This window comes from Ignavibacteriales bacterium (genome assembly GCA_016709155.1).
In the GTDB taxonomy this organism is placed as follows: Bacteria; Bacteroidota; Ignavibacteria; order Ignavibacteriales; family Ignavibacteriaceae; genus JADJEI01.
This window is the reverse complement of sequence record JADJEI010000006.1, coordinates 1-19657: the sequence shown is the minus strand read 5'-3', so window position 1 is coordinate 19657 and position 19657 is coordinate 1. Positions and strand designations below refer to the sequence as shown.

Here is a 19657-nt window from a genome sequence, read left to right as displayed (position 1 = left end):
GGATGTGAATGACAATATAAGCCCTTAAAATTCATTTTGTGTAACTTCAGTAACTAAAAACAATACCCATTGCCTATAAGGCAAGTTGATTATAGAGAAGAGCAAACCGTTAAAACGGTTGGCAGTTAAATATTTTTTAAGTTCTCAACGGGATTAATCCCGTTGAGAATGTAAATCAAATAATGATTAACCGTTTCAACGGTTTCAAAGTTCAATTGGTAAAGCAGGAAAGTTAGAATTAGGCAAAAACATTTATTTTTTTTCAAAAAAATTATTTGTTCGATTTTTTCGTATGTATTTGGTTTTTGCTAGTAAACCAAATAACTCATCCCCTTTTCCCCCTTCTCTTATAAGAGAAGGGGGCTGGGGGGTTGAGTTCAAAGTAACAAAAATTGTTTTGATAACTACAATATTTTCCTTTTTAATTCCTTATAAAAATATTTTGGTCAGAATTAAAGAATCAAAAAAACTCTTGACATTCACACGGATGAAGGATATATTTTGATTGTAAAATGAAAGTTTTAAGAACATTATTAGTATTATCAATTATAGCAACCGCATTTGCGGGTGCTTACATTGATTACTTTCACGCAAGAAGTGACAGTGAAGATATTATTCTTGAGTGGAAAACAGGAGAAGAATCTAATCTCAAAAACTTCGTCATCGAAAGAAAAACCCCCCAGAGCAGTTACATTGAACTATCAACTATCGAACCTAAAGGGTCAAATTCATTTTATTCTTTTACTGACGAAACAGCTTATCGCACAAACGATTTAGTATTTGTTTATCGGCTTAAAATAGTTGACAACAACAATCAGGTTTCCTATTCTGCGGAGGTTTCTGTTTCACATAGCATATCAGGTGTAAAGAGGACGTGGGGCAGTATCAAAGCTATGTTTAGATGATTTTTCGCTCCAGCACTTCCTTTCTAAAAATTAACACAATTTTTTTCAATTCATTTACCTTCTCCCTTCTATTACAATTTTTCTCTGCACTTATTTTTATTTCTCTTCTTACTTCATCAATTAGCTGTTCAAGCTCTGTCAAATTCACCGGTGCAGATGAAGTAGTTGAAGCCGAAAAGTTTAACGAAATAAATGTTCTTCTTTCCGATCAGCAAAATAAAATCAGCTATACAGTTTTGTCCGATCTATCAATCGAAGATGATGAAAGAATCATCGCGCTTATAAGCAAAGGGAATATTTTTTCTCTCTCTCAAAATGAAGAGAATCTGCTGCTTGAAATAAATGGTATGGAATTTAATTCATACAAGTTTATTTTTTCATCGCGTGACAATTCTGAACATGTAAACCTGGGGGGGAAAGTTTATCATGGAAAAATTAAATTCACTCCGGCTCACGGTAAGATAAATATCATTAACGTAATATCACTTGAAGACTATGTTAAAGGAGTCCTGCCTAAAGAAATGCCGACCGGGAATGGTTATGAAAATTTTGAAGCATTAAAAGCAGTTGCTATCTGCATTCGTACTTACGCAATACAAAAATTTTAATTCAAAAAATGAATTTGATATTTATACAGACGAGCGTGATCAGGTTTACGGCAGTGCAGATTCGGAGACTCAAATTTCCAATCTTGCAGTTGATGAAACCCAAAATATGATTCTCACTTACAAAGGCGAAACAGCGCAAATATTCTATCATTCAACTTGTGGTGGAGAAACTGAAGCAGCATCGAATGTTTTTCAAGGGCAGGGGGCTGCTTACATGAAAGGAGTAAAGGATGGCAGTCCTTCTAACTGCAGCATTGCACCAAGGTTTGAGTGGATAGAACATTATTCTAAGGAAAGTTTTGTCAAAAGAATTGTCACTGCAGGTTTGTTGGCAGATTCAAATTATGTTATTAAAGATATAAAAATATTATCCCGTTTTCCATCCGGCAGAGTGAATGAATTACAATTAGATTTACAAGATTCAAATTCATTTGAAAAGCATGTTAGCTTATTCGGTAATTCAATGCGAAGTATAATCAGAAATTCAGATAATTCGGCAATTCTGCGGAGCACTTTGTTTGATATTGAAACTTCGGAAGATAGCATTAAAATTTCAGGTAGGGGAAATGGTCACGGAGTTGGATTATGTCAATGGGGAGCTATCTATCAGTCACAGAATAAAAAAGATTATAAAACCATTGTCGATTTTTATTTTCCCGGAACAGAAATCATTATATTAAAATGATAATTAAATCCCTCCCCATAATACTTGCCTCAGCTTCGCCGCGAAGAAAAAAACTACTCCAGCAGATAAATTTAAAATTCAAAACTCTTTCGGTTAATCTTGACGAGAAGCAATTGCCAAATGAAAAACCTTTTCGCATGGTAAAAAGATTAGCCGATGAAAAACTTCAATTAGCTCTTCAACAAATAGAAAATGGAATTATAATTACTGCTGATACAATAGTTGTGCTCGATGGAAAGATTATTGGTAAACCAAAGGATGAAATAGATGCGGTAAAAATTCTTAAGAAACTGAGTGGAAGAAAGCACACAGTTTATACAGGTTTTGCTGTGTTCAATACATCAACAAATAAAAAAATATGCGGTTACGAAAAAACATTCGTTCAATTTCGTAAACTTACTAATGAAGAAATTTCTCTTTATGTTGAAAGCGGCAGCCCGATGGATAAAGCAGGCGCCTACGGAATTCAGGATGACTTTGGTGCTGTCTTCATTCAAGCAATTAACGGCTGTTATTATAATGTAGTTGGACTTCCGCTTTCGAGAGTTTATCATGCTCTTAAAGAGGTAGGGGTTTGATAAAGAAAATTAAACAGCGGCTTTTATTTTCTTTAGCGCTCGGCGGAATATTTTATTTAGCATTCACAATTTATGCTGACTTCGATTTACTCGTATTAACATTCAGTAAATTCTCATTGTGGCTGCTGCCCGTTTTACTTTTACTTTCCTTTCTAAATTATTTATTTCGATTTGCCAAGTGGCATTATTATTTAGGTCTGCTAAAAATAAAAATTCAGTGGAAAGATTCACTCTCAATTTTTCTTTCCGGGTTAATTATGAGTGTTACTCCCGGTAAAATGGGCGAACTGTTAAAAGCTTATCTTGTAAAAGAGGTAATCGGAACAAGCGTAGCTGTAACCGGACCTGTCATTTTATTTGAAAGAATAACCGATTTTGTTTCTTTACTAATTATTACACTGACAGGCGCATATTTTTTTGATTATGGAAGAAACATAGTTTTAGGCGTTGCACTTTTTTTTCTGATTGTTTTAATCATAATGAGCAATAAGCGCTTTGCATTGCCTTTAATCAGAATTTTCGAAAAAATTTCATTCTTAAAAAAATACTTTTTATCAATTCACACGGCTTACGAAAGTTCATATACTTTAGTACAAATTAAACCATTGCTGATTTCAACTTTTATAAGTCTCATTTCCTGGTCATTTGAATGTTTGGGATATTTTTTGATTCTGTTTAATTTTGATGTGCAAATTAATTTCTTCTGGGCATCTTTTAGTTATGCTTTTGCCACAATCGTTGGTGCAATTTCTATGCTGCCCGGTGGATTAGGTGTTACAGAAGGCTCATTGACATACTTGACAATGAAAATTGGTGCTTCAAAAGAGATTGCTGTTGCTTCAACATTTATCATAAGGGTTGCGACTTTATGGTTTGCAGTTCTTGTTGGAGTAGTAAGTGTTTCATTTTATCAAAAAAGATTTGGCTCTATAAATTTCGATTTACAAAATAAAAACAAAGGGAATTCTCTTATAAAGAAGTATAAAAAATAATTATTCCTTCCTCGGGAAAAAAATATCTGTAGTAAATGATAAACTGATCGTACCCGATAATCCTATCCTTGCATTTATCGAAGGTGATGGTATCGGACCGGATATCTGGCGTGCGGCAAAAATGGTGCTTGATGCAGCTGTTGAAAAAGCATACAGTGGTAAAAAGAAAATTTCTTGGATGGAAGTTTATGCCGGTGAAAAAGCAGTTAAAGTTTACGGTAAAAATCAATGGCTTCCTGATGAGACTGTTGAAGCTATTAAAGAATATGTAGTTGCGATTAAAGGTCCGCTTACAACTCCTATTGGGGGTGGTATCAGAAGCTTAAATGTTGCATTAAGGATTTTACTCGATCTGTTCGCTTGTGTTCGTCCGGTTAAATATTACAAAGGCGTTCCAAGCCCTATGAAAAGACCTCAAGATGTGGACATCGTTCTCTTTAGAGAAAATACTGAAGATGTTTACTGCGGTATTGAATTTAAATCGGGTACCGATGAGGCTAACAAACTGATTAATTACATTAATAAAAACTTTGATAAAAACATCAGACCGCTCTCCGGGGTGGGGATAAAACCTATCAGTGAATTTGGAAGTGCCCGGCTTGTAAGAAAAGCTATCGAGTTTGCACGTGATCATAAACGTAAAAGTGTAACGCTCGTACACAAAGGCAATATAATGAAATTTACCGAAGGCGCTTTCAAAGATTGGGGATACAAAGTTGCTGTTACTGAATTTAGAGATTTAATTGTTACTGAAGATGAACTTTATTCAAAACATAATGGTAAAATGCCTGAAGGTAAAATTTTAATTAAAGATAGAATAGCAGACAGTATGTTTCAGCAAATGCTTCTTCGCCCTTCTGAGTATGATGTTGTTGCAACACCAAACTTGAATGGTGATTTTCTTTCCGATGCCTCCGCTGCGCAGGTTGGTGGATTAGGAATTGCACCCGGAGCCAATATGAGCTACTCAACTGCAATATTTGAGGCTACACACGGCACAGCTCCCAAATATGCCGGAATGGATAAAGTTAATCCCGGTTCCGTAATTCTATCCGGTGTTATGATGCTCGAATATCTCGGCTGGAACAAAGCTGCTCGAATGATTGAAAAATCTATGCAGAAAACTATTAAATCAAAAATTGTAACTTATGACTTCGCAAGACAAATGAAGGGTGCAAAGGAAGTGAAATCATCTGAGTTTGGAGCGGAAATAGTTAAAAACCTTTAGACGCACTTTTCTTTGTGTGTTTAATAAAAATCATTGATTCTATGATGAAGAAATCTTAACTTTAATTGAACAAATAAATATTGAAAAGGAGATTTAAAATGTCACAAGAAAATGGATTAAAGAAAGGACTATTGATCGGATTTTTAGCCGGTGGAATAGTCGGTTCAGTACTGGCTTTATTGTATGCTCCTAAAAGCGGCAGAGAACTTCGCAGCGACATAAAAGCAAAAGCCGATGATTATCTTGATGAAGCAGAAAAATATGTTAATGATGCTCGTGAAAAAGCAAAAGACATGATCAACGAAGGTAAAAAGCGATCAGAGAAAATCATTGTTGATGCTAAATCGAAATCGGAGGATCTTTTAAAAGATGCTGAGAAGATTTTTAAAGATGCAAAACTAAAAGCAAGTCAACTTGTTTCAACAGGCAAAGGTGTAGTTGAACAAGAAACTGACAAAATTAAAACTGCTGTAAGAGCCGGTATGGATGCTTACAGAGAGACAAAAGAATCGTAAGAAATTATGGATACTACATCTGTCTTCTTAATCATATTATTAATTTCAGCTTCGGCTTTATGTATTGCTCTGATTGTTTACATCGCAAGAATTACTAAATCAGTTAATAAGATTGAAAAGAAAATTTCAGATTTAACAACTGATCTTAATCCTCTGATTAATTCAGCCAGGGATTTGAGCGATAAATTGGCAACGCTAACGGATGAAATAAATTCTCAGATTTACATTTCCAAAGAAGTTGTTAATAATGTGAAAGACAGCGTAGATAAAATAATTTCATTTGAGGAAAACATTAGGAGGGGTTTGGAAGAACCGGTAATGGGTCTGCTGAAAAACCTCTCCGCTATTTTTAATGGGGTTAACTCTTTTTGGTCAACATACAAAAATCAACATTAATTTTTCTTACCTATAAATTAGGAGGATAATCCTTTGAACAATTTTTTACCAGATTCCATAAGGAACATAGCTTTAATTGGGCACGGCGGAAGCGGCAAAACGTCTCTCTCCGAGCTGATTTTATTCACAGCCGGAGAGATAAATAGAATAGGAAATATCACCGACGGAAATACCGTTTCCGATTTTACCCAGAATGAAATTGAAAAACAGATATCCATTTCTGCTTCACTGCTTCACCTCGAATGGAACAACACAAAACTAAACATTATTGATACACCCGGATACGCTGATTTTATCGGCGATGTAAAAACTGCTATGCGTGTCTGCGACACCACTGTAATGCTGCTCAAATCAGCCGAGGGGGTGGAAGTCGGCTCTGAAGTTACAGGTAAATTCGTTAATGAGTTTGCTCTACCTTCAGCCGTTATCATAAATAAAATTGATAATGAGCACTCAAACTTCAAGCGAACACTTCAGCAAGCTAAAGAACGACTATCTTCCGGCAGCATAGTAATTTCTTTCCCTGCAAACGAAGGGGTAAATTTTAAAACTGTGATTGACGTATTAAAAATGAAAGCCTACACATACGGAGATCCCGGCAGCAAAAAAGTAACTGAATCTGAAATTCCCGCCGAACTTAAATCTACCGCAGAAGTTTATCGTACTGAGTTAATCGAAAAAGTAGCTGAATCATCAGAAGAATTGATGAATAAATATTTCGAAGCAGGTGTATTAACCGAGCAGGAACTCGATGAGGGAATTCGCCAATCTATATTAAAACGCAGTCTCACGCCTGTTTTTGCATTGTCGGTGGCTAAAGCTGTTGGGATAAACTTATTTTTAGATTTTACAGCTAAGTATTTTCCATCGCCTGCTGCAAGAGGTGGTGAAGAAGCGGTACTCGGTTCAGATAAAAAGAAAGTATTAATCAAACCCGATCCAAATGGTGAACCGGTAGTATTCATTTTTAAAATAATTGCAGAACAACATGTTGGTGAACTTTCTTTATTCAGAGTTTATTCAGGGACAATTAAGGCTGGAATGGATTTAGTGAATGAAGCAAATAACAAAATTGAAAGACTTACCCAGTTATCAATGCTGAACGGAAGAACACGCAAGGAAGTAACTCAGCTTTCTGCGGGTGATTTTGGTGCGGTTGTTAAGTTAAAAGACACACACACAAATAATACACTTGCTTCAAAGAATTTTGCCGTTACTCTCCATCCTATTGAATTTCCTGAAGCAGTGATTAGGGGTGCGATTGTTCCTAAAGCAAAGGGGGATGAAGATAAAATTGCTTCCGGTTTGCATACTTTGCACGAAGAGGATCCATCATTCAATGTTAAGTATGATCCTGAAATTGCGCAGACAATTATCTTTGGACAGGGTGAACTACAATTAGCATTAGCAGTAAAAAGATTAAAGGAAAGATACAACGTTGAGGTTGATCTTGTTGAACCTAAAATTCCTTATCGCGAAGCTATTAAAGGAACTGCAAATGATGTTGAATATAAACACAAGAAACAATCCGGTGGACGCGGACAATATGGTCATGTTCATTTTAAGATTGAACCATTACCTCGTGGTACCGGGTTTGAATTTGTAAACGGAATTGTTGGTGGTGTAGTGCCGGGAAGATTTATTCCTGCAGTTGAAAAAGGTATTATTGAAGTGATGGAAAAAGGAGTTCTATCGGGAAATAAAGTTGTGGATGTAAAAGTCACATTGTTTGATGGAACTTTCCATACTGTCGATTCGGATGAAATGTCATTTAAGATAGCAGCTTCAATGGGCTTTCGTAAGGGTTTTGAAATGGCGAAGCCTTGTCTTCTTGAACCCATTTATGATATTGAGGTTACAGTTCCCGAAGAATTTATGGGAGATGTCATGGGTGATATCTCAAGCCGTCGTGGAAAAATTTCAGGTATGGATTCGGATGGACACTTCCAGATTATTAAAGCCAAAGTTCCTTTAGCAGAACTTTATAAATATTCTTCTCAATTAAGAAGCCTTACCCAGGGACGCGGAGTGCACAAACGAAAATTCTCTCATTATGAAGATGTTCCAAAAGAGATTGAGCAAAAGGTCATTGAAGAGTATAAAAAATCTAGAGAAGAAGATAAATAATTATATTATTAAGAGGCTGTCTTAAAAGTAATTTTTACTGTCACACTGAGCCAGTCGAAGTGTGAATTCATTATGGCATTGCCATCAGTCTTCGACAAGCTCAGACTGACAAAATGAGACTTTTGAGACAGCCTCTATTATTTTTAAAGAATGAAAATGGAAAAACTTTGGTCACCCTGGCGTTCGCAGTATATTGATTCATTTAAGCATCAGAAAGACAAAAATGATTGTGTCTTCTGCCAGGTAAAGATGGAAGATATTAATTTAGACTCCAACCTATTAATTGATAGAGGAAAATATACATTTACAATTCTTAATCTTTACCCTTACAACAACGGTCATCTGATGATTTTGCCATTACGCCACACGGATGATTTTTTATCCCTCACCTCTGATGAATATGCTGAGATTTTTGAGAAGTTAAAACTCGCAAAGTCTGCTCTGGAAAAAGTACTGAAACCTCAAGGTTTTAATATTGGAGCAAACATTGGCAAAGCCGCCGGGGCAGGCATCGAAGAGCACATCCATTTTCACATTGTCCCAAGATGGAATGGTGATACTAATTTTATGCCTGTTCTTGGCGAAGTAAAAGTCATCTCGCAGGATTTACTTCAGACAAAAAAATCTGCTTGAAGTTTATAATAGTTAGATTTGACGTGCAATTTCATTTTCATTTCGTTAAACCTCAAATATAAATTATGATTAATCCAAAAGTGTTTTTGATAATTCTTATTTTGCTCCCCCTTGTTTTGTCTTGTAATGACAATAATAATAAACCTTCGAATCAAAAAGGATTAGTTGTAAAAGAAGGACTGCTTTATACTGACTCACTTTCTGATATTCCATACACCGGCAGATACGTTTCAGTTTATAAAGATAAAAAAATTGAATTTGAAGTGAAGGATGGTGTAAAAGAGGGTTTATTCAAATTATATTTTGAAAACGGCAAATTAGAGATTGAAGGCAATCTTTCTAAAAATAAGAATAATGGCGAGTGGAAATATTATTATGCTGAAGGAATACTTCAATCAAAAGGCAATTTCAAAAACGATACTCTAACCGGGAAATGGTTTTGGTTTCATAAGAATGGGCAAATTTCTGAAAGCGGTGTTTTTAGAAATGGTTTGAGAGAAGGGGAGTGGCAATCACTTGATACAAATGGAGTACTTCAATTCACAAGAATTTATAATAATGGAATTGAAATAGACTCAATTAAGCATTAATTCGAATGAGTGCAATAAAATTAGGAACGTGCAGTTGGAAATATGATTCCTGGAGGGGTTTAGTCTATCCAGAAAAAAAACAGATCAATTACTTAGAAGAATATTCAAAGCAGTTAAACACTGTCGAAATTGATCAATGGTTTTGGTCACTCTTCCCAAACGATAAAGTTCTGCTGCCGGATAATAACTTAGTAGAAGAGTACAGTAAAAGCGTGGGAGAGGATTTTAGATTTACTATTAAGCTGCCGAATGCTATCAGCCTCACTCACCATTATCAAAAAAGTAAAACAGAGCCTCTGCTTTCAAATAAATATTTTTTATCCGCTGAACTTTTTAATAGAACAATTGAGATTTTATCTTCCTTTGGAAAGAAACTTGGTTGTGTGATGCTTCAGTTTGAATATTTGAATAAGTTAAAAATGCCTGATCAGAATACATTTCTGAATAAGTTAAAAATATTTGCTGATGAAATTGATACAAATAATATTCCTGTAGCAATAGAAATAAGAAATCCAAATTATCTGAACGAAAAATATTTTGCTGCTATGGATGAACTTGGATTTTTTCATGTTTTTCTGGAAGGATATTTTATGCCTTCGACAATAGAGACATACCAAAAATTTCAAAAACATATAAACGGAATTTGTGTATTTCGATTACACGGACCGGAAAGGAAAGAAATTGAAAAAATCAGCAACGAACAATGGAATAAGATTTATATCAGTCGTGACGAACAAGTAAAAAAGTTAGCTGAATTATTTAGCGAAATAAGGAAAAAGGATGTGGATATCTATGTGAACGTCAATAATCATTTTGAAGGTTCTGCACCTCTGACAATAAAAAAAATAAAAGAATTACTTTAGAAGAATAGAAATAACATTGCGAAATGAATTATTAAATATTATTTTTGTGCGATCAAAAAATCGGGCTCATAGCTCAGTTGGTTAGAGCATCTGACTCATAATCAGAGGGTCGGTGGTTCAAGTCCATCTGGGCCCACGAAAAAGGCTTCAAATCTGAAAGGATTTGAGGCTTTTGTTCGAAAGCTGAATTGAATCCCGCTGATTGTGTAGCGATTTTGTAGCGACTGTGTAGCGACTTTTAGACATACCTACTTTTGATGAATTTTGGATTGATATTTTATTGATTAGAATTAACATTTTGAAAATACAAATTAGCTTATTGATTTATTATTTTCAACAAGTACCAAAGTAATTTTTCCGGGGTGATAGATTACGGCAAATTCTTTGCCGATATTAAAACCGGAATCGTTAAGCTGTGAGTTTTTTATTTTGATCTGCGGAACTTTTTTATAATTCCGCTTTGTTGGGTGACTGCTTTCGTAAACTTTCATCATAAACCCCGATCATCAGCTTCTTCAAAAATCTTTCCGCAAATTCGACATTTTGAACGGCGGGCAATTACTATATTATGCGAGCTATTAACGGAATGAGTTTCTTCCAGTATCATCAAATTACGATGACATCTGTGAGGTGGAATCGGTACGATTTCACCAGTGTTTTGATTTTTTACATTTAAGCTATCCATAAAAGTATCCTTTCGATTAAGTTAATAAATAGGGCACAACACCCCGAAAAAAACGTTTTTGCCCCGTAATCACTTCGAAAGGATTTAGCGCCGAAAGTAAAGGCGAAAAGGGGTGACGTTATTCGTGTTACACCTTTTTGCCTTTACCTTGTTAGGTAAGAACGACAATGGGCTTTCAATGAAAAGGAAGGGTTAAGATGACTTACGTAAATTGAATTCAGGGGCAAAAACATTTGGTATTATATTATGGAAACAATGGCAATGCTTCTTCTGTTTTAGCATTGCGATTGTTTAAATCGAATGGCTTAATGAAAAAAAATAGGACTGTGTAGCGATTTCAAGTGCGGCAGCACGAAAGTAGCGGAACAGTTTTATTTTTTTATTGTGTTGTTATATTTTATGACAATTGCATAATAAATTAAACAATTATAAAATTGTTATATTTGAATCAAATAAACAAATTGGTTAAAGATGATACTAAGTAGAATAAGAAAAAAAGCTCGACTGATTTGAACACCAACAAGCCCACCTTCCACCCTGACACAACCCCCAAAATAGCAAATATAGGCTAATCAAGAAAAATTTTCGCCGCAATTTGACAAATATAACTCACGATCACAAAAAGAGGCGTTTTCATACCTTCAAAGAACAGAGACGTAGCGCCTTAGACGCAATATTAGCAAAAATAACATGAAAAGCAAAGCCGAGCCGTCCACTTTTACTATCTAAAAGGATAACATCTCAAATGTGGGTTTAGATTTTAGGTGGGTTTTGCTTTCGATGAGTTTGTTTTTCTTCTCATTGCAGAGCATACAAGAGCAGTTTTTTTCGTTATAATCATCTAACCTATAAAGCAATTCTGCATAGGCTTTTTGCCAATATTCAGGATCTTCCGGTTGAATATTTTTAAGAAATAATTGAGACCAAAATATTTTCTTTGCCATACCATACAAAAGTATGGTAAAATAAATGATTATCAAAAAAGTAATAAAATATCAATTTGTAAAAAAACGAAGTTTATTTAATTAGTTTTAAACGTTTTAAGTCATCCTTTGACCACCCAATATTATCAATAAGTTTTTTAAGAAAGGTTGGATTATAAAATGTTTTCCTGGGATGGTAATGAACGACAACGCGATTGTTATCTTTCAAGTAAACTAATGTTGCTCCATTAGCTATTTCACGAGTCCATTCATCTCTTTCAAGAGCAGAGATTAAAACGTCACAAGAAATATTTTTGATTTGTCCCCATTCATTGATTTGCCAATTTATCATATAAAAACTTTAGATAGTTAAGAAAATTATAACAATAAAGTTATATTTAGATTCAACCCTGTTGAGAAATTAAAAAAAATGAGGTGCTCAGACTTGAACACCTCATTTGTAAGGCTAACAATATTATATTGATGATTTAATCATCGACCGAAAACTAAAACAAGGAGTGGAAAATGTCAAGGATAAAAGAATAAGGGATTTATTTTGGGATATTTTTTCTATTTCACAAAGATAATAAAAGAGAGAGATGGGAAAGAAATATTTAAAGGAATAATTATAGGACAGTCCATCTCTCTCAAAGGAAACCATATTTTCAGGAGGGAAAAAATGGCGTGAGAAATTTATTAAGAAATAAAATAAGAGTCAATAAAAAAGAGGTGCAATTAAGCACCTCTTTAAGAATAAAGTTAAAAGTAAAAAGATTGAATAACTAATGTTAAAGCAAGCGAACTCTAATAAGTTGATCTGCGCCCGTGGCGGCATCCATTGCATAACCGTTGATTGATTCGGGAGGTATTGAACCTGCCTCTGTAAGATTAGGCTGTGCTGAAGTTGATGCAACAGGGGTTGCACCTGCAGGAACAGAGACAGAAAGATTATTAGCTTCGCGAGCTTTACCATTTCCATCGGAAATGACTTCCTTATAACCATTAGCATTTAGAGTAATGGCAGCGCCGGAATAAACAAGAGCAATTCCTGCAATCATTACAGGAAGTTCTTCACCTAAGTCAGCATCTGCATTTGATACGCCGAGTGCTTTAGCACTATTGGCGCAAAGCCCACCATTGAAATTGATAAATAAATTCTTAGTTATTGCAGCAGTAGTCTTTACTGAAGAAATAAGAACCGGGTTTTCTGTTTTCATTTATTGTTCCTTTTTTTAATTGTTGTTTTAGTTGTTAAATCTGGAAGCGATGTAGATTCCGTATCAGGTTCGGAAAGATTGTGGTTATCATATGGGATTAAGTAGTCATCAAGACCTTGTTTATCTTCGTCTGATAATTCAATATTAGTCCCTTCTGGATAGAGTTTGCCTTTATAGAAAAGGTCAGTTTTTTTGATTATGTATGTGTTCATTTTAACCTCATAGTTAGTGCTTGTAAAATACACACCCCTTCTTTTCCCTCTCCAGAGGGGATGTTATTGCATTAGGCATTGGTGTCATTGATTATGTAACCGGCTTCGGAACCGACAACTTTAACTGTAAAGATATTTGTGTTTCGTACTATTTCAACTTTACCACCTTCATCATAGGTATCTATGATGGGATTGTTTTTTTTCTGCAATGTATAAGCGAATGCAGGTTCGTAATAGGAACGCGGTAAATCAGAATGCTGTTGAGGAACAAAAGCTATTACAACATTATCAGACCAAATATCACTGAAGGTACCGGCATCATCCGCAAAGACAGCGTCACCAACAAAAAGCTGATCGAAATCAAATAACTGACGAAGCAGTTCCGGGGTTATAACAGCGCTTTGGGTATATTTGATTCTATCAAGAACTGCGGGGTGGTTTTTAAGCGCTTTGTAAGACTGGGCACCGATTATACAAACATTAGGACGTTTTGCAATCTTGCCTCTGATAGCTTCCTTAGCAGTATCGAAGATAGTGAAAGGATCTGATGTAGTAGTTGTAAATCTATCACCTGGCGCAAGAGTGACTTTATTACCCGAAGGGTAAGTAGCTAAATCCTGAGCAAGATCAGCGGCGATTTTCTCGTGTCTAAGAGCAATGCCGTCAGCTACGACAGTAGCTGCGTGAATGCGAAGGGGAGTGATGTCCTCATCAATTTCACGGTAATCGAGAGGATACTCAAGATCGTGTTCAGTTAATACAAAATCAATCTCTGATCGAGTATCAGGATTTACCCTGTTTGATTTAGCGCGGATAGCTCTTTCAGTATTGTAAATCTTAAAAGCTTCTTTAGTGAACTGAGGTATTTTACCACCTTCCTTATCAACACCAACAACAGGAAAGAGTTTTGAGGCTATAAGCGAAGCGTTTACATAGCCTCTTGCGATATTGGTCAGAACCGGATCAACGATTCTATTTTTTGAGAGTGTACCCATTTATTTTTTCTCCTTAATATGATTATAAATTATTTCGATCTATGTGTTTTACCTGAAACACGATTATCACTGTATGGATACTTTTTTGTATCAAGAGCGGTTTCAGGTTTAGAAGAGGCAGCATTAGCTTTCTTCTTTCTTTCAGTTTTTAGAAAAGGTGATTTAGATTTATTAGTGAACATTTATTTCTCCTTTTTTTAGTTCAAGATCAAGATCAAGTTCAGGTTCAAGATTAAGGTTGTGTGACTTTACGAACTGCACTTAAGTACGAAATATTTTCAGTCTTCATAATGCTAAGTGCTTTTCGGTGGATAAGTGCTGATTCCTGATTAACAGGTAATCCATTAAAATCATCTTTGATAGGAACCGAATCATTAGGCTTTTCAGCGAAGTTTTCTAAATAGAGAACCTTCGGCATTGAGTTGATAAATTCAGATAGATGATTAACAAGCTTAGATTGAAAAGACTCAAATCCATCAGAAAAATTATAAGCTCCGACGAATCCAACAAGGGAATCTAACTTGCTCCGCAAAGCGGGAGTCAAGTTTCCTGAATTGACTTTATCATCAAGAAGCTGATTGAATTGAGAAAGATCGAGTTTGTTAGTAATAGACTTAACCTGGTTCGAGAGATTCGCCAATTCATTAGAAACATTAGCAGTTGAAAACTCTGAAAAGTTTTGAGATAAAGTACTTAGAGAGTTTCTTAGAGATTCGAGTTCTGCTGAAAAAGAAGTGAACAAATCCTTATTTAGTTAGGCAAGATCAAGTTCAGGTTCAAGTTCAAGATCAGGTTCAGGTTCAAGAACAGGATCAAGTTCAAGGGATGCTTCAGAAGATTCAGTACTGAATTCGATTGTATTAGTAATTTCATCAGAAAATTGAATATCGGCTAAACCTTTTACTGCGGGCAGTGCTCCACCAAGAAAACCGATGTGCCGGAGCTTACCTTCAGAGTCAAGCGATATACTTCTTTTCTTATAAAGTTTGTTAGAGAGAGCTTCCTTAAACTCCGGGATGAGGTCTTTGGCTTTAGCGATAAGCCTGTCGCCAACAACCTTAAGAGATTCAACCCAGCCATAGGCGGGGGAACTATCAACAGGGTGACCGATAACAATCGGTGCTTCCTGGACTTCAGGATCATAAGACTGAGCTATAAAATTAAGATCATCAAGAGAATAATCTTTTGTGATCCCTTTGTCAGAAGTATGTGATCCGGTCTTAAATATTTCGAATTCCATTTTATTGAACCTTAATTATTAATGAAATAGCTATAAACACTTAAATTTATAAAGCAAAAATAAGTATGTAGCCTAATAAAAGCAAATAAAATCTTTGAATTACTTAATAAAATAAGTATTTTTGCATATTAAAACTAATTAAATTAGGCAAAATCAATAGAGAATTGAAATGGATAAAAAACCAAAGAAAAAAATAGAATTAACAGAGGAGCAAAGGATAGAAAAGCTTGCTTCCTACGGCTTAACAAACAAAGAAATATCAGAAGCATTGGGTTATGATGAAAATACCTTGAAAAGGAATTTTGAGATTTTTCTTACAAAAGGGAAGGCTAATCTTAAAGAGAGGTTAAGGCGGAAACAAATACAGGTTGCAATGCAGGGAAATGTTACAATGCTTATCTGGCTCGGGAAACAGTATCTTGAACAAAAAGAGAAAGTTGAAGAGAGCGGTGAACTTAAACTGACAGTAGTTAGAACAATCAGCCAAATGAATGAGCAAGAATGGGCAAAGAATTAAAATTAGAAATAAAGTACCATCCTAACCAGTCAAAGATATTTTTTGAGAGTGATGCACGTTATAAGATAATAGCAAAAGGCAGAAGGTTCGGATTGACAAGAGGCTTTGCAAATTATGTTATGGAGCAGATGATCGAAGGGGTATCGCCGGTGCTTTGGGTTGATACTATTTATGGAAATATCGAACGGTATGTTGAGAGATATTTTATGCCTGTACTTCGGACTATACCTAAAGAATATTATAAGTACCGCGCAAACAGGAATGATCTTAAGATCGGGAAAAGTATTTGTGACTTCAGGAGTGCCGATAAGCCTGAGAATATCGAAGGCTTTGGCTACGCACTCATTGTTATCAATGAGGCGGGGATTGTGCTCAAGAATAGGAGACTCTGGACTGAGAGTATTATGCCGATGATTATGGACTTTAAGGCGAAGGTGCTTATTGGCGGAACGCCAAAGGGGAAGAGTGTAAAGAAAACGAATGAGAAGCATTTGTTTTATGAACTGTTTCAGAAATGTGAAACGTCAAATCCCAAAGGGACAAGCGTGAAAGGTGAAACAGGAAAGAACACACCCCTTGAACTTCCGGGCAGAGAAAGCAACACACCACTTGTATTACCTGACAAACAAGGCAACACACCCCTGCACCCCTCTCAAGAGGGGAATTTGCAATGGGCTGCATTTAATTTTTCTTCGTATGATAATCCGTACATTGAAAAAAGTGAGATTGATAATCTTGTGATGGAAATTTCACCGATGCTTCGAGATCAGGAAGTGTTTGGGAAGTTTATTGATAAGGAATCTAAAGGGGTTATTGATTCAAGCTGGTGGAAGTATTATGAAAGAGAGTACATTCTTGAGAAAAAAGTCACTGCGATTACTCAAAGCTGGGATACAGGTTTTAAGGATGGGGAGGGGAATGATTATTCTGTTTGTACTACCTGGAAAACTGCTGAAGATGGTTATTATTTGATTGATATGTGGCGGGGTAGGGTTGAGTTCCCGGAATTGAAAAAGCATAGTATAAGATTATACGAGCTTTTCAGACCGAATGAAATTCTTATCGAAGATAAGGCAAGCGGGCAATCACTTATTCAGGAACTGCAGAGGGAAACGAGACTGCCGATTAAAGCGGTCAAAGTTGATAAAGACAAGATTGCAAGAGTGCACGCGATTACTCCGCTGATTGAGGCAGGCAGGGTTAAGCTGCCTGTTGGTGAGAGTTGGGTTAAGGACCTTGTGAATGAGTGTGAGGACTTTCCGGATGGGGAGTTTGATGATGTGGTGGATTCTGTGAGTCAGTTTTTGAATTATTGCAAGACAGTTAATAGAGCGGTCAGTAGTGAGATAAGAGTGGTGAGCAGGGAAAGAACAAATGAGAGGCTGAGGAGGAAAGTTAGAAGAGCCTCATCCCTCGCCCTTCTCCAAAGGAGAAGGGGATAAATTCAATTGGGAATGGGATATTTAAAATAAATTGGAGATAAAATGAGTAAGAAATTTAAGAATGGAAATATGAAACTTTTGAAAGAGTTTGCTACAAGGGAAAAACTCGATTTGTATTATCAGTTGTTTAGTGCTCTGCCTGATCCTGATACTATTCTCGCAGAGAATAATTATGATTATAATATTTATCGTGACTTGCTGACTGATCCTCATTTGATGTCAACTATTCAACAACGAAAGATGCAGGTACTGCAGATGGAGTTGGAGGTAAATCATAAAGATGAGAAGCTAAAAAGCAAAGCAATTGAGTTGATAAATAATCTTCCTATCACAAAAGTGATGGGAGAGATTCTTGATTGCGTATTCTTTGGAATGTCAATCGGAGAGATAGAATGGAAAAGATAAATGATGAGCTTGTCCGGTTGATGTTGTCAGCAAGCCTATAGAGTGGTTTATATTTAACAGGGATAATGAATTAAGATTAAGAAAAAGAATTAACGGCAGTTATGTATTTGAGGAGGGTGAAAAGTTACCGGACTTTAAGTTTATTGTGAGCAGGTATCATCCGACTTACACTAATCCTTACGGTGAAAAGATATTGAGCAGATGTTATTGGGCGGTGACGTTTAAGCGTTCGGGGGTGGAGTTTTGGCAGGTGATGATGGAGAAGTTCGGGATGCCTTACCTTATCGGCAGGTATCCGCCGAGTGCTACTGAACCTGATAAAGATATTCTGCTTGAGAACTTAGAGTTGATGATTGAAAATCAGACTGCGATATTTCCTGATAGTACTGTGATTGAGATAAAGGAGAGTCCGCAGTATGATATAGGTCAGTTGTACGAGAACTTAGCTAAGTTCCACAATAATGAAGTAAGTAAGGCGGTGCTAACTGTTACTCTGACAACAGAGCTTCAGAGTGTTGGTTCGTATAAGGCGGCGGAAATCCATAGGGAGATGCTGGAGTACTTAGGGATTACTGATAAGAAGATTGTGGAGAATGCGCTTAATATTCTTCTTGAGTACTACTGTTACCTGAACTTCGGAATGACTGACGCACCGAAGGTGGTGCTAAGGAAAAAAGAGAACGTGATCGAGCACAGTACGGAGCGGGATAAGGCGCTGAGTGAGATCGGGGTTAGGTTCACGAAGGAGTATTTCGTGAAGCGGTATAATTTGGAGGAGGGGGAGTTTGTTATGGGTCAAATGTCAGATGTCAAAAGTCAAACGGAAAGTAGGATAAAAGAAGGTAAAAGAATAAAGTAAAAAGATAAAAGAGAAAAGATTAAAGTGAGGAGTAAGATTAATACACCAATTAAGAAAGTATTCCGCTTGATGCGTGTGTTAGTTTGCAGGCTTCAGCCGAAAGCAAACTAACCGGAGCGACGCATAAGCGGATACGGGCATTCTGCAGAGAACTAAGATATGGAAAAAATAAATAGAGATCGTAAGGGCGTGGGGGTGTGTCGAGTGCGTGAGCCACCCCCACGTCCCGGCACAGATAGACAGACTTACGTTTACAGTAAAACCGGAATAATGAGAGAGGATTAGTGTGGTTTTGTTTTGCTCTATTTGGTTTATGATTAAATAAAGAAAAGGAATTCACTGAGCGAAGGACGGCGGCGGGTGGGTGGGTGGAGCCGTCCGAAGCGAGAGTAATGATAGAATGTATAATATTTTAATAATGAAAAACACTTCGACAAGCTTCTTCGTGGCAAGCGGCAAGCTCATCCTTCGACAAGCTCAGGATGACAGTCAAAATTCGTTTAATAGGAGAGGAGCTTAACACTACTTTACACGAAGCAAGGTTAAGGCGGGAGTTAGGAACACACCCTTCTCCCCTCTCAGAGGGATTGTTTAATTTTGTTTTTAAATTGATCTAAGAAAAGGCTCGCTCAATGTGAGTGGAGCGGAAGGTGCGCTGCACGGAAAGCTGATGCTAAGCCGTCAGGCGAAAGCCAGCAAGTGCCTGCACCTGAAGCGGAACGATGATGAACTGATAAGGTTCAGTGCCGAGTTTACATAAGTTCACATTATAGGACTTCGATAGAATGATAAGGTTCAGACAGCACATTTTGGCTTGTCCTATAATGTAATTTATGTAATACTGGCTTTCCAATGTATTGATGAATTGAGTACATCTCAGGAAATGTTTAGAATACAAAATAGAGGCTCTGATTTATGACAACAATAAAAAATTATCCTTTAAAAATTAAGATGAAGAATTGTTTTATTGTTATCCTTCTTTAGGGAGGAGTATGAGAATGAAAGTTGTTTTAAGGGTGTTGGATTTATGGATTGTTTTATT

27 protein-coding genes and 1 tRNA gene are annotated in these 19657 nt (G+C 36.2%); 18 read left to right on the top strand and 10 right to left on the bottom strand.

Annotated features, from left to right (window positions below; translation table 11 throughout):
• Positions 1-512: 512 nt before the first annotated feature.
• The 13 genes from IPH11_10595 (at position 513) to IPH11_10535 (ending at position 10256) form a co-directional block, all read left to right on the top strand.
• Positions 513-905: a hypothetical protein gene (locus IPH11_10595; GenBank protein ID MBK6914065.1), complete on the top strand. Its 393-nt coding sequence runs from the start codon at positions 513-515 to the stop codon at positions 903-905.
• Positions 902-1513: a SpoIID/LytB domain-containing protein gene (locus IPH11_10590; GenBank protein MBK6914064.1), complete on the top strand. Its 612-nt coding sequence runs from the start codon at positions 902-904 to the stop codon at positions 1511-1513. The genes IPH11_10595 and IPH11_10590 overlap by 4 nt, the downstream gene beginning before the upstream one ends.
• A complete protein-coding gene (locus tag IPH11_10585; GenBank protein ID MBK6914063.1) occupies positions 1473-2198 on the top strand; it encodes a SpoIID/LytB domain-containing protein in 726 nt (241 codons plus the stop codon). The genes IPH11_10590 and IPH11_10585 overlap by 41 nt, the downstream gene beginning before the upstream one ends.
• On the top strand, positions 2195-2776 hold the full coding sequence (maf, locus tag IPH11_10580) for a septum formation protein Maf (protein ID MBK6914062.1): 582 nt from the start codon (positions 2195-2197) through the stop codon (positions 2774-2776). Before IPH11_10585 ends, maf begins: the two co-directional genes overlap by 4 nt.
• Entirely contained in the window at positions 2773-3768 is a 996-nt protein-coding gene (locus tag IPH11_10575; GenBank protein ID MBK6914061.1) for a flippase-like domain-containing protein, read from the top strand. Before maf ends, IPH11_10575 begins: the two co-directional genes overlap by 4 nt.
• Positions 3758-4996 (top strand): isocitrate dehydrogenase (NADP(+)), encoded by a 1239-nt coding sequence (gene icd / locus IPH11_10570; protein ID MBK6914060.1) that lies wholly within the window; start codon positions 3758-3760, stop codon positions 4994-4996. Before IPH11_10575 ends, icd begins: the two co-directional genes overlap by 11 nt.
• Positions 4997-5094: 98 nt before the next feature.
• On the top strand, positions 5095-5511 hold the full coding sequence (locus IPH11_10565) for a YtxH domain-containing protein (protein MBK6914059.1): 417 nt from the start codon (positions 5095-5097) through the stop codon (positions 5509-5511).
• Positions 5512-5517: 6 nt separating this feature from the next.
• On the top strand, positions 5518-5907 hold the full coding sequence (locus IPH11_10560) for a DUF948 domain-containing protein (GenBank protein ID MBK6914058.1): 390 nt from the start codon (positions 5518-5520) through the stop codon (positions 5905-5907).
• Positions 5908-5940: 33 nt separating this feature from the next.
• Complete coding sequence (gene fusA, locus IPH11_10555) at positions 5941-8034, top strand: elongation factor G (GenBank protein ID MBK6914057.1); 2094 nt, start codon at positions 5941-5943, stop codon at positions 8032-8034.
• 156 nt (positions 8035-8190) lie between these two features.
• Positions 8191-8667, top strand: a complete 477-nt coding sequence (locus IPH11_10550) for an HIT domain-containing protein (GenBank protein ID MBK6914056.1) — start codon at positions 8191-8193, stop codon at positions 8665-8667.
• A gap of 65 nt (positions 8668-8732) precedes the next feature.
• Positions 8733-9257, top strand: coding sequence for a hypothetical protein (locus IPH11_10545; protein MBK6914055.1), 525 nt, complete (start codon positions 8733-8735; stop codon positions 9255-9257).
• Positions 9258-9262: 5 nt separating this feature from the next.
• Positions 9263-10120: a DUF72 domain-containing protein gene (locus tag IPH11_10540; GenBank protein ID MBK6914054.1), complete on the top strand. Its 858-nt coding sequence runs from the start codon at positions 9263-9265 to the stop codon at positions 10118-10120.
• Positions 10121-10182: 62 nt separating this feature from the next.
• Positions 10183-10256: transfer RNA gene (locus tag IPH11_10535), tRNA-Ile, on the top strand.
• A 175-nt stretch (positions 10257-10431) separates the two neighbouring features.
• On the opposite strand, the gene IPH11_10530 is transcribed toward IPH11_10535, so the two are convergent.
• The 10 genes from IPH11_10530 to IPH11_10485 all read right to left on the bottom strand — a co-directional run bounded on the left by IPH11_10530 (position 10432) and on the right by IPH11_10485 (position 15392).
• The gene (locus IPH11_10530) at positions 10432-10611 is read right to left on the bottom strand and encodes a hypothetical protein (GenBank protein ID MBK6914053.1); all 180 of its coding nucleotides are present in this window, start codon (positions 10609-10611) and stop codon (positions 10432-10434) included.
• A complete protein-coding gene (locus IPH11_10525) occupies positions 10611-10805 on the bottom strand; it encodes a hypothetical protein (GenBank protein MBK6914052.1) in 195 nt (64 codons plus the stop codon). The genes IPH11_10530 and IPH11_10525 overlap by 1 nt, the downstream gene beginning before the upstream one ends.
• Positions 10806-11530: 725 nt before the next feature.
• The gene (locus tag IPH11_10520) at positions 11531-11749 is read right to left on the bottom strand and encodes a hypothetical protein (protein MBK6914051.1); all 219 of its coding nucleotides are present in this window, start codon (positions 11747-11749) and stop codon (positions 11531-11533) included.
• Between the two features lie 73 nt (positions 11750-11822).
• A complete protein-coding gene (locus tag IPH11_10515) occupies positions 11823-12080 on the bottom strand; it encodes a hypothetical protein (GenBank protein MBK6914050.1) in 258 nt (85 codons plus the stop codon).
• 436 nt (positions 12081-12516) lie between these two features.
• Positions 12517-12945 (bottom strand): DUF2190 family protein, encoded by a 429-nt coding sequence (locus IPH11_10510; protein ID MBK6914049.1) that lies wholly within the window; start codon positions 12943-12945, stop codon positions 12517-12519.
• Positions 12942-13157, bottom strand: coding sequence for a hypothetical protein (locus IPH11_10505; protein MBK6914048.1), 216 nt, complete (start codon positions 13155-13157; stop codon positions 12942-12944). Before IPH11_10505 ends, IPH11_10510 begins: the two co-directional genes overlap by 4 nt.
• A gap of 71 nt (positions 13158-13228) precedes the next feature.
• Positions 13229-14152 (bottom strand): hypothetical protein, encoded by a 924-nt coding sequence (locus IPH11_10500; protein ID MBK6914047.1) that lies wholly within the window; start codon positions 14150-14152, stop codon positions 13229-13231.
• A 29-nt stretch (positions 14153-14181) separates the two neighbouring features.
• A complete protein-coding gene (locus IPH11_10495) occupies positions 14182-14334 on the bottom strand; it encodes a hypothetical protein (GenBank protein ID MBK6914046.1) in 153 nt (50 codons plus the stop codon).
• Positions 14335-14384: 50 nt separating this feature from the next.
• On the bottom strand, positions 14385-14894 hold the full coding sequence (locus tag IPH11_10490) for a hypothetical protein (protein ID MBK6914045.1): 510 nt from the start codon (positions 14892-14894) through the stop codon (positions 14385-14387).
• 12 nt (positions 14895-14906) lie between these two features.
• Entirely contained in the window at positions 14907-15392 is a 486-nt protein-coding gene (locus IPH11_10485; protein ID MBK6914044.1) for a hypothetical protein, read from the bottom strand.
• Between the two features lie 169 nt (positions 15393-15561).
• Between IPH11_10485 and IPH11_10480 the strand changes: the two genes are divergently transcribed.
• The 5 genes from IPH11_10480 (at position 15562) to IPH11_10460 (ending at position 19135) form a co-directional block, all read left to right on the top strand.
• Positions 15562-15909 carry a hypothetical protein gene (locus tag IPH11_10480; protein MBK6914043.1) on the top strand — a complete coding sequence of 116 codons (348 nt, stop codon included), beginning with the start codon at positions 15562-15564 and terminating at the stop codon, positions 15907-15909.
• Positions 15894-17351 carry a phage terminase large subunit gene (terL, locus tag IPH11_10475; GenBank protein MBK6914042.1) on the top strand — a complete coding sequence of 486 codons (1458 nt, stop codon included), beginning with the start codon at positions 15894-15896 and terminating at the stop codon, positions 17349-17351. The genes IPH11_10480 and terL overlap by 16 nt, the downstream gene beginning before the upstream one ends.
• Before the next feature lie 42 nt (positions 17352-17393).
• On the top strand, positions 17394-17756 hold the full coding sequence (locus IPH11_10470; protein MBK6914041.1) for a DUF935 family protein: 363 nt from the start codon (positions 17394-17396) through the stop codon (positions 17754-17756).
• Positions 17757-17793: 37 nt separating this feature from the next.
• Positions 17794-18615 (top strand): DUF935 family protein, encoded by an 822-nt coding sequence (locus IPH11_10465; GenBank protein ID MBK6914040.1) that lies wholly within the window; start codon positions 17794-17796, stop codon positions 18613-18615.
• A 364-nt stretch (positions 18616-18979) separates the two neighbouring features.
• Entirely contained in the window at positions 18980-19135 is a 156-nt protein-coding gene (locus IPH11_10460; protein ID MBK6914039.1) for a hypothetical protein, read from the top strand.
• Positions 19136-19657: the final 522 nt, after the last annotated feature.

Coding starts and splice junctions, on each gene's coding strand:
- IPH11_10495 (MBK6914046.1), bottom strand. CDS start 14,334: ATGTTCACTAATAAATCTAAATCACCTTTTCTAAAAACTGAAAGAAAG.
- IPH11_10540 (MBK6914054.1), top strand. CDS start 9,263: ATGAGTGCAATAAAATTAGGAACGTGCAGTTGGAAATATGATTCCTGG.
- IPH11_10485 (MBK6914044.1), bottom strand. CDS start 15,392: ATGGAATTCGAAATATTTAAGACCGGATCACATACTTCTGACAAAGGG.
- terL (MBK6914042.1), top strand. CDS start 15,894: ATGGGCAAAGAATTAAAATTAGAAATAAAGTACCATCCTAACCAGTCA.
- IPH11_10590 (MBK6914064.1), top strand. CDS start 902: ATGATTTTTCGCTCCAGCACTTCCTTTCTAAAAATTAACACAATTTTT.
- IPH11_10530 (MBK6914053.1), bottom strand. CDS start 10,611: ATGAAAGTTTACGAAAGCAGTCACCCAACAAAGCGGAATTATAAAAAA.
- IPH11_10525 (MBK6914052.1), bottom strand. CDS start 10,805: ATGGATAGCTTAAATGTAAAAAATCAAAACACTGGTGAAATCGTACCG.
- IPH11_10470 (MBK6914041.1), top strand. CDS start 17,394: ATGAGTAAGAAATTTAAGAATGGAAATATGAAACTTTTGAAAGAGTTT.
- IPH11_10595 (MBK6914065.1), top strand. CDS start 513: ATGAAAGTTTTAAGAACATTATTAGTATTATCAATTATAGCAACCGCA.
- IPH11_10545 (MBK6914055.1), top strand. CDS start 8,733: ATGATTAATCCAAAAGTGTTTTTGATAATTCTTATTTTGCTCCCCCTT.
- IPH11_10510 (MBK6914049.1), bottom strand. CDS start 12,945: ATGAAAACAGAAAACCCGGTTCTTATTTCTTCAGTAAAGACTACTGCT.
- IPH11_10565 (MBK6914059.1), top strand. CDS start 5,095: ATGTCACAAGAAAATGGATTAAAGAAAGGACTATTGATCGGATTTTTA.
- IPH11_10550 (MBK6914056.1), top strand. CDS start 8,191: ATGGAAAAACTTTGGTCACCCTGGCGTTCGCAGTATATTGATTCATTT.
- IPH11_10520 (MBK6914051.1), bottom strand. CDS start 11,749: ATGGCAAAGAAAATATTTTGGTCTCAATTATTTCTTAAAAATATTCAA.
- IPH11_10560 (MBK6914058.1), top strand. CDS start 5,518: ATGGATACTACATCTGTCTTCTTAATCATATTATTAATTTCAGCTTCG.
- IPH11_10505 (MBK6914048.1), bottom strand. CDS start 13,157: ATGAACACATACATAATCAAAAAAACTGACCTTTTCTATAAAGGCAAA.
- IPH11_10500 (MBK6914047.1), bottom strand. CDS start 14,152: ATGGGTACACTCTCAAAAAATAGAATCGTTGATCCGGTTCTGACCAAT.
- maf (MBK6914062.1), top strand. CDS start 2,195: ATGATAATTAAATCCCTCCCCATAATACTTGCCTCAGCTTCGCCGCGA.
- IPH11_10515 (MBK6914050.1), bottom strand. CDS start 12,080: ATGATAAATTGGCAAATCAATGAATGGGGACAAATCAAAAATATTTCT.
- IPH11_10480 (MBK6914043.1), top strand. CDS start 15,562: ATGGATAAAAAACCAAAGAAAAAAATAGAATTAACAGAGGAGCAAAGG.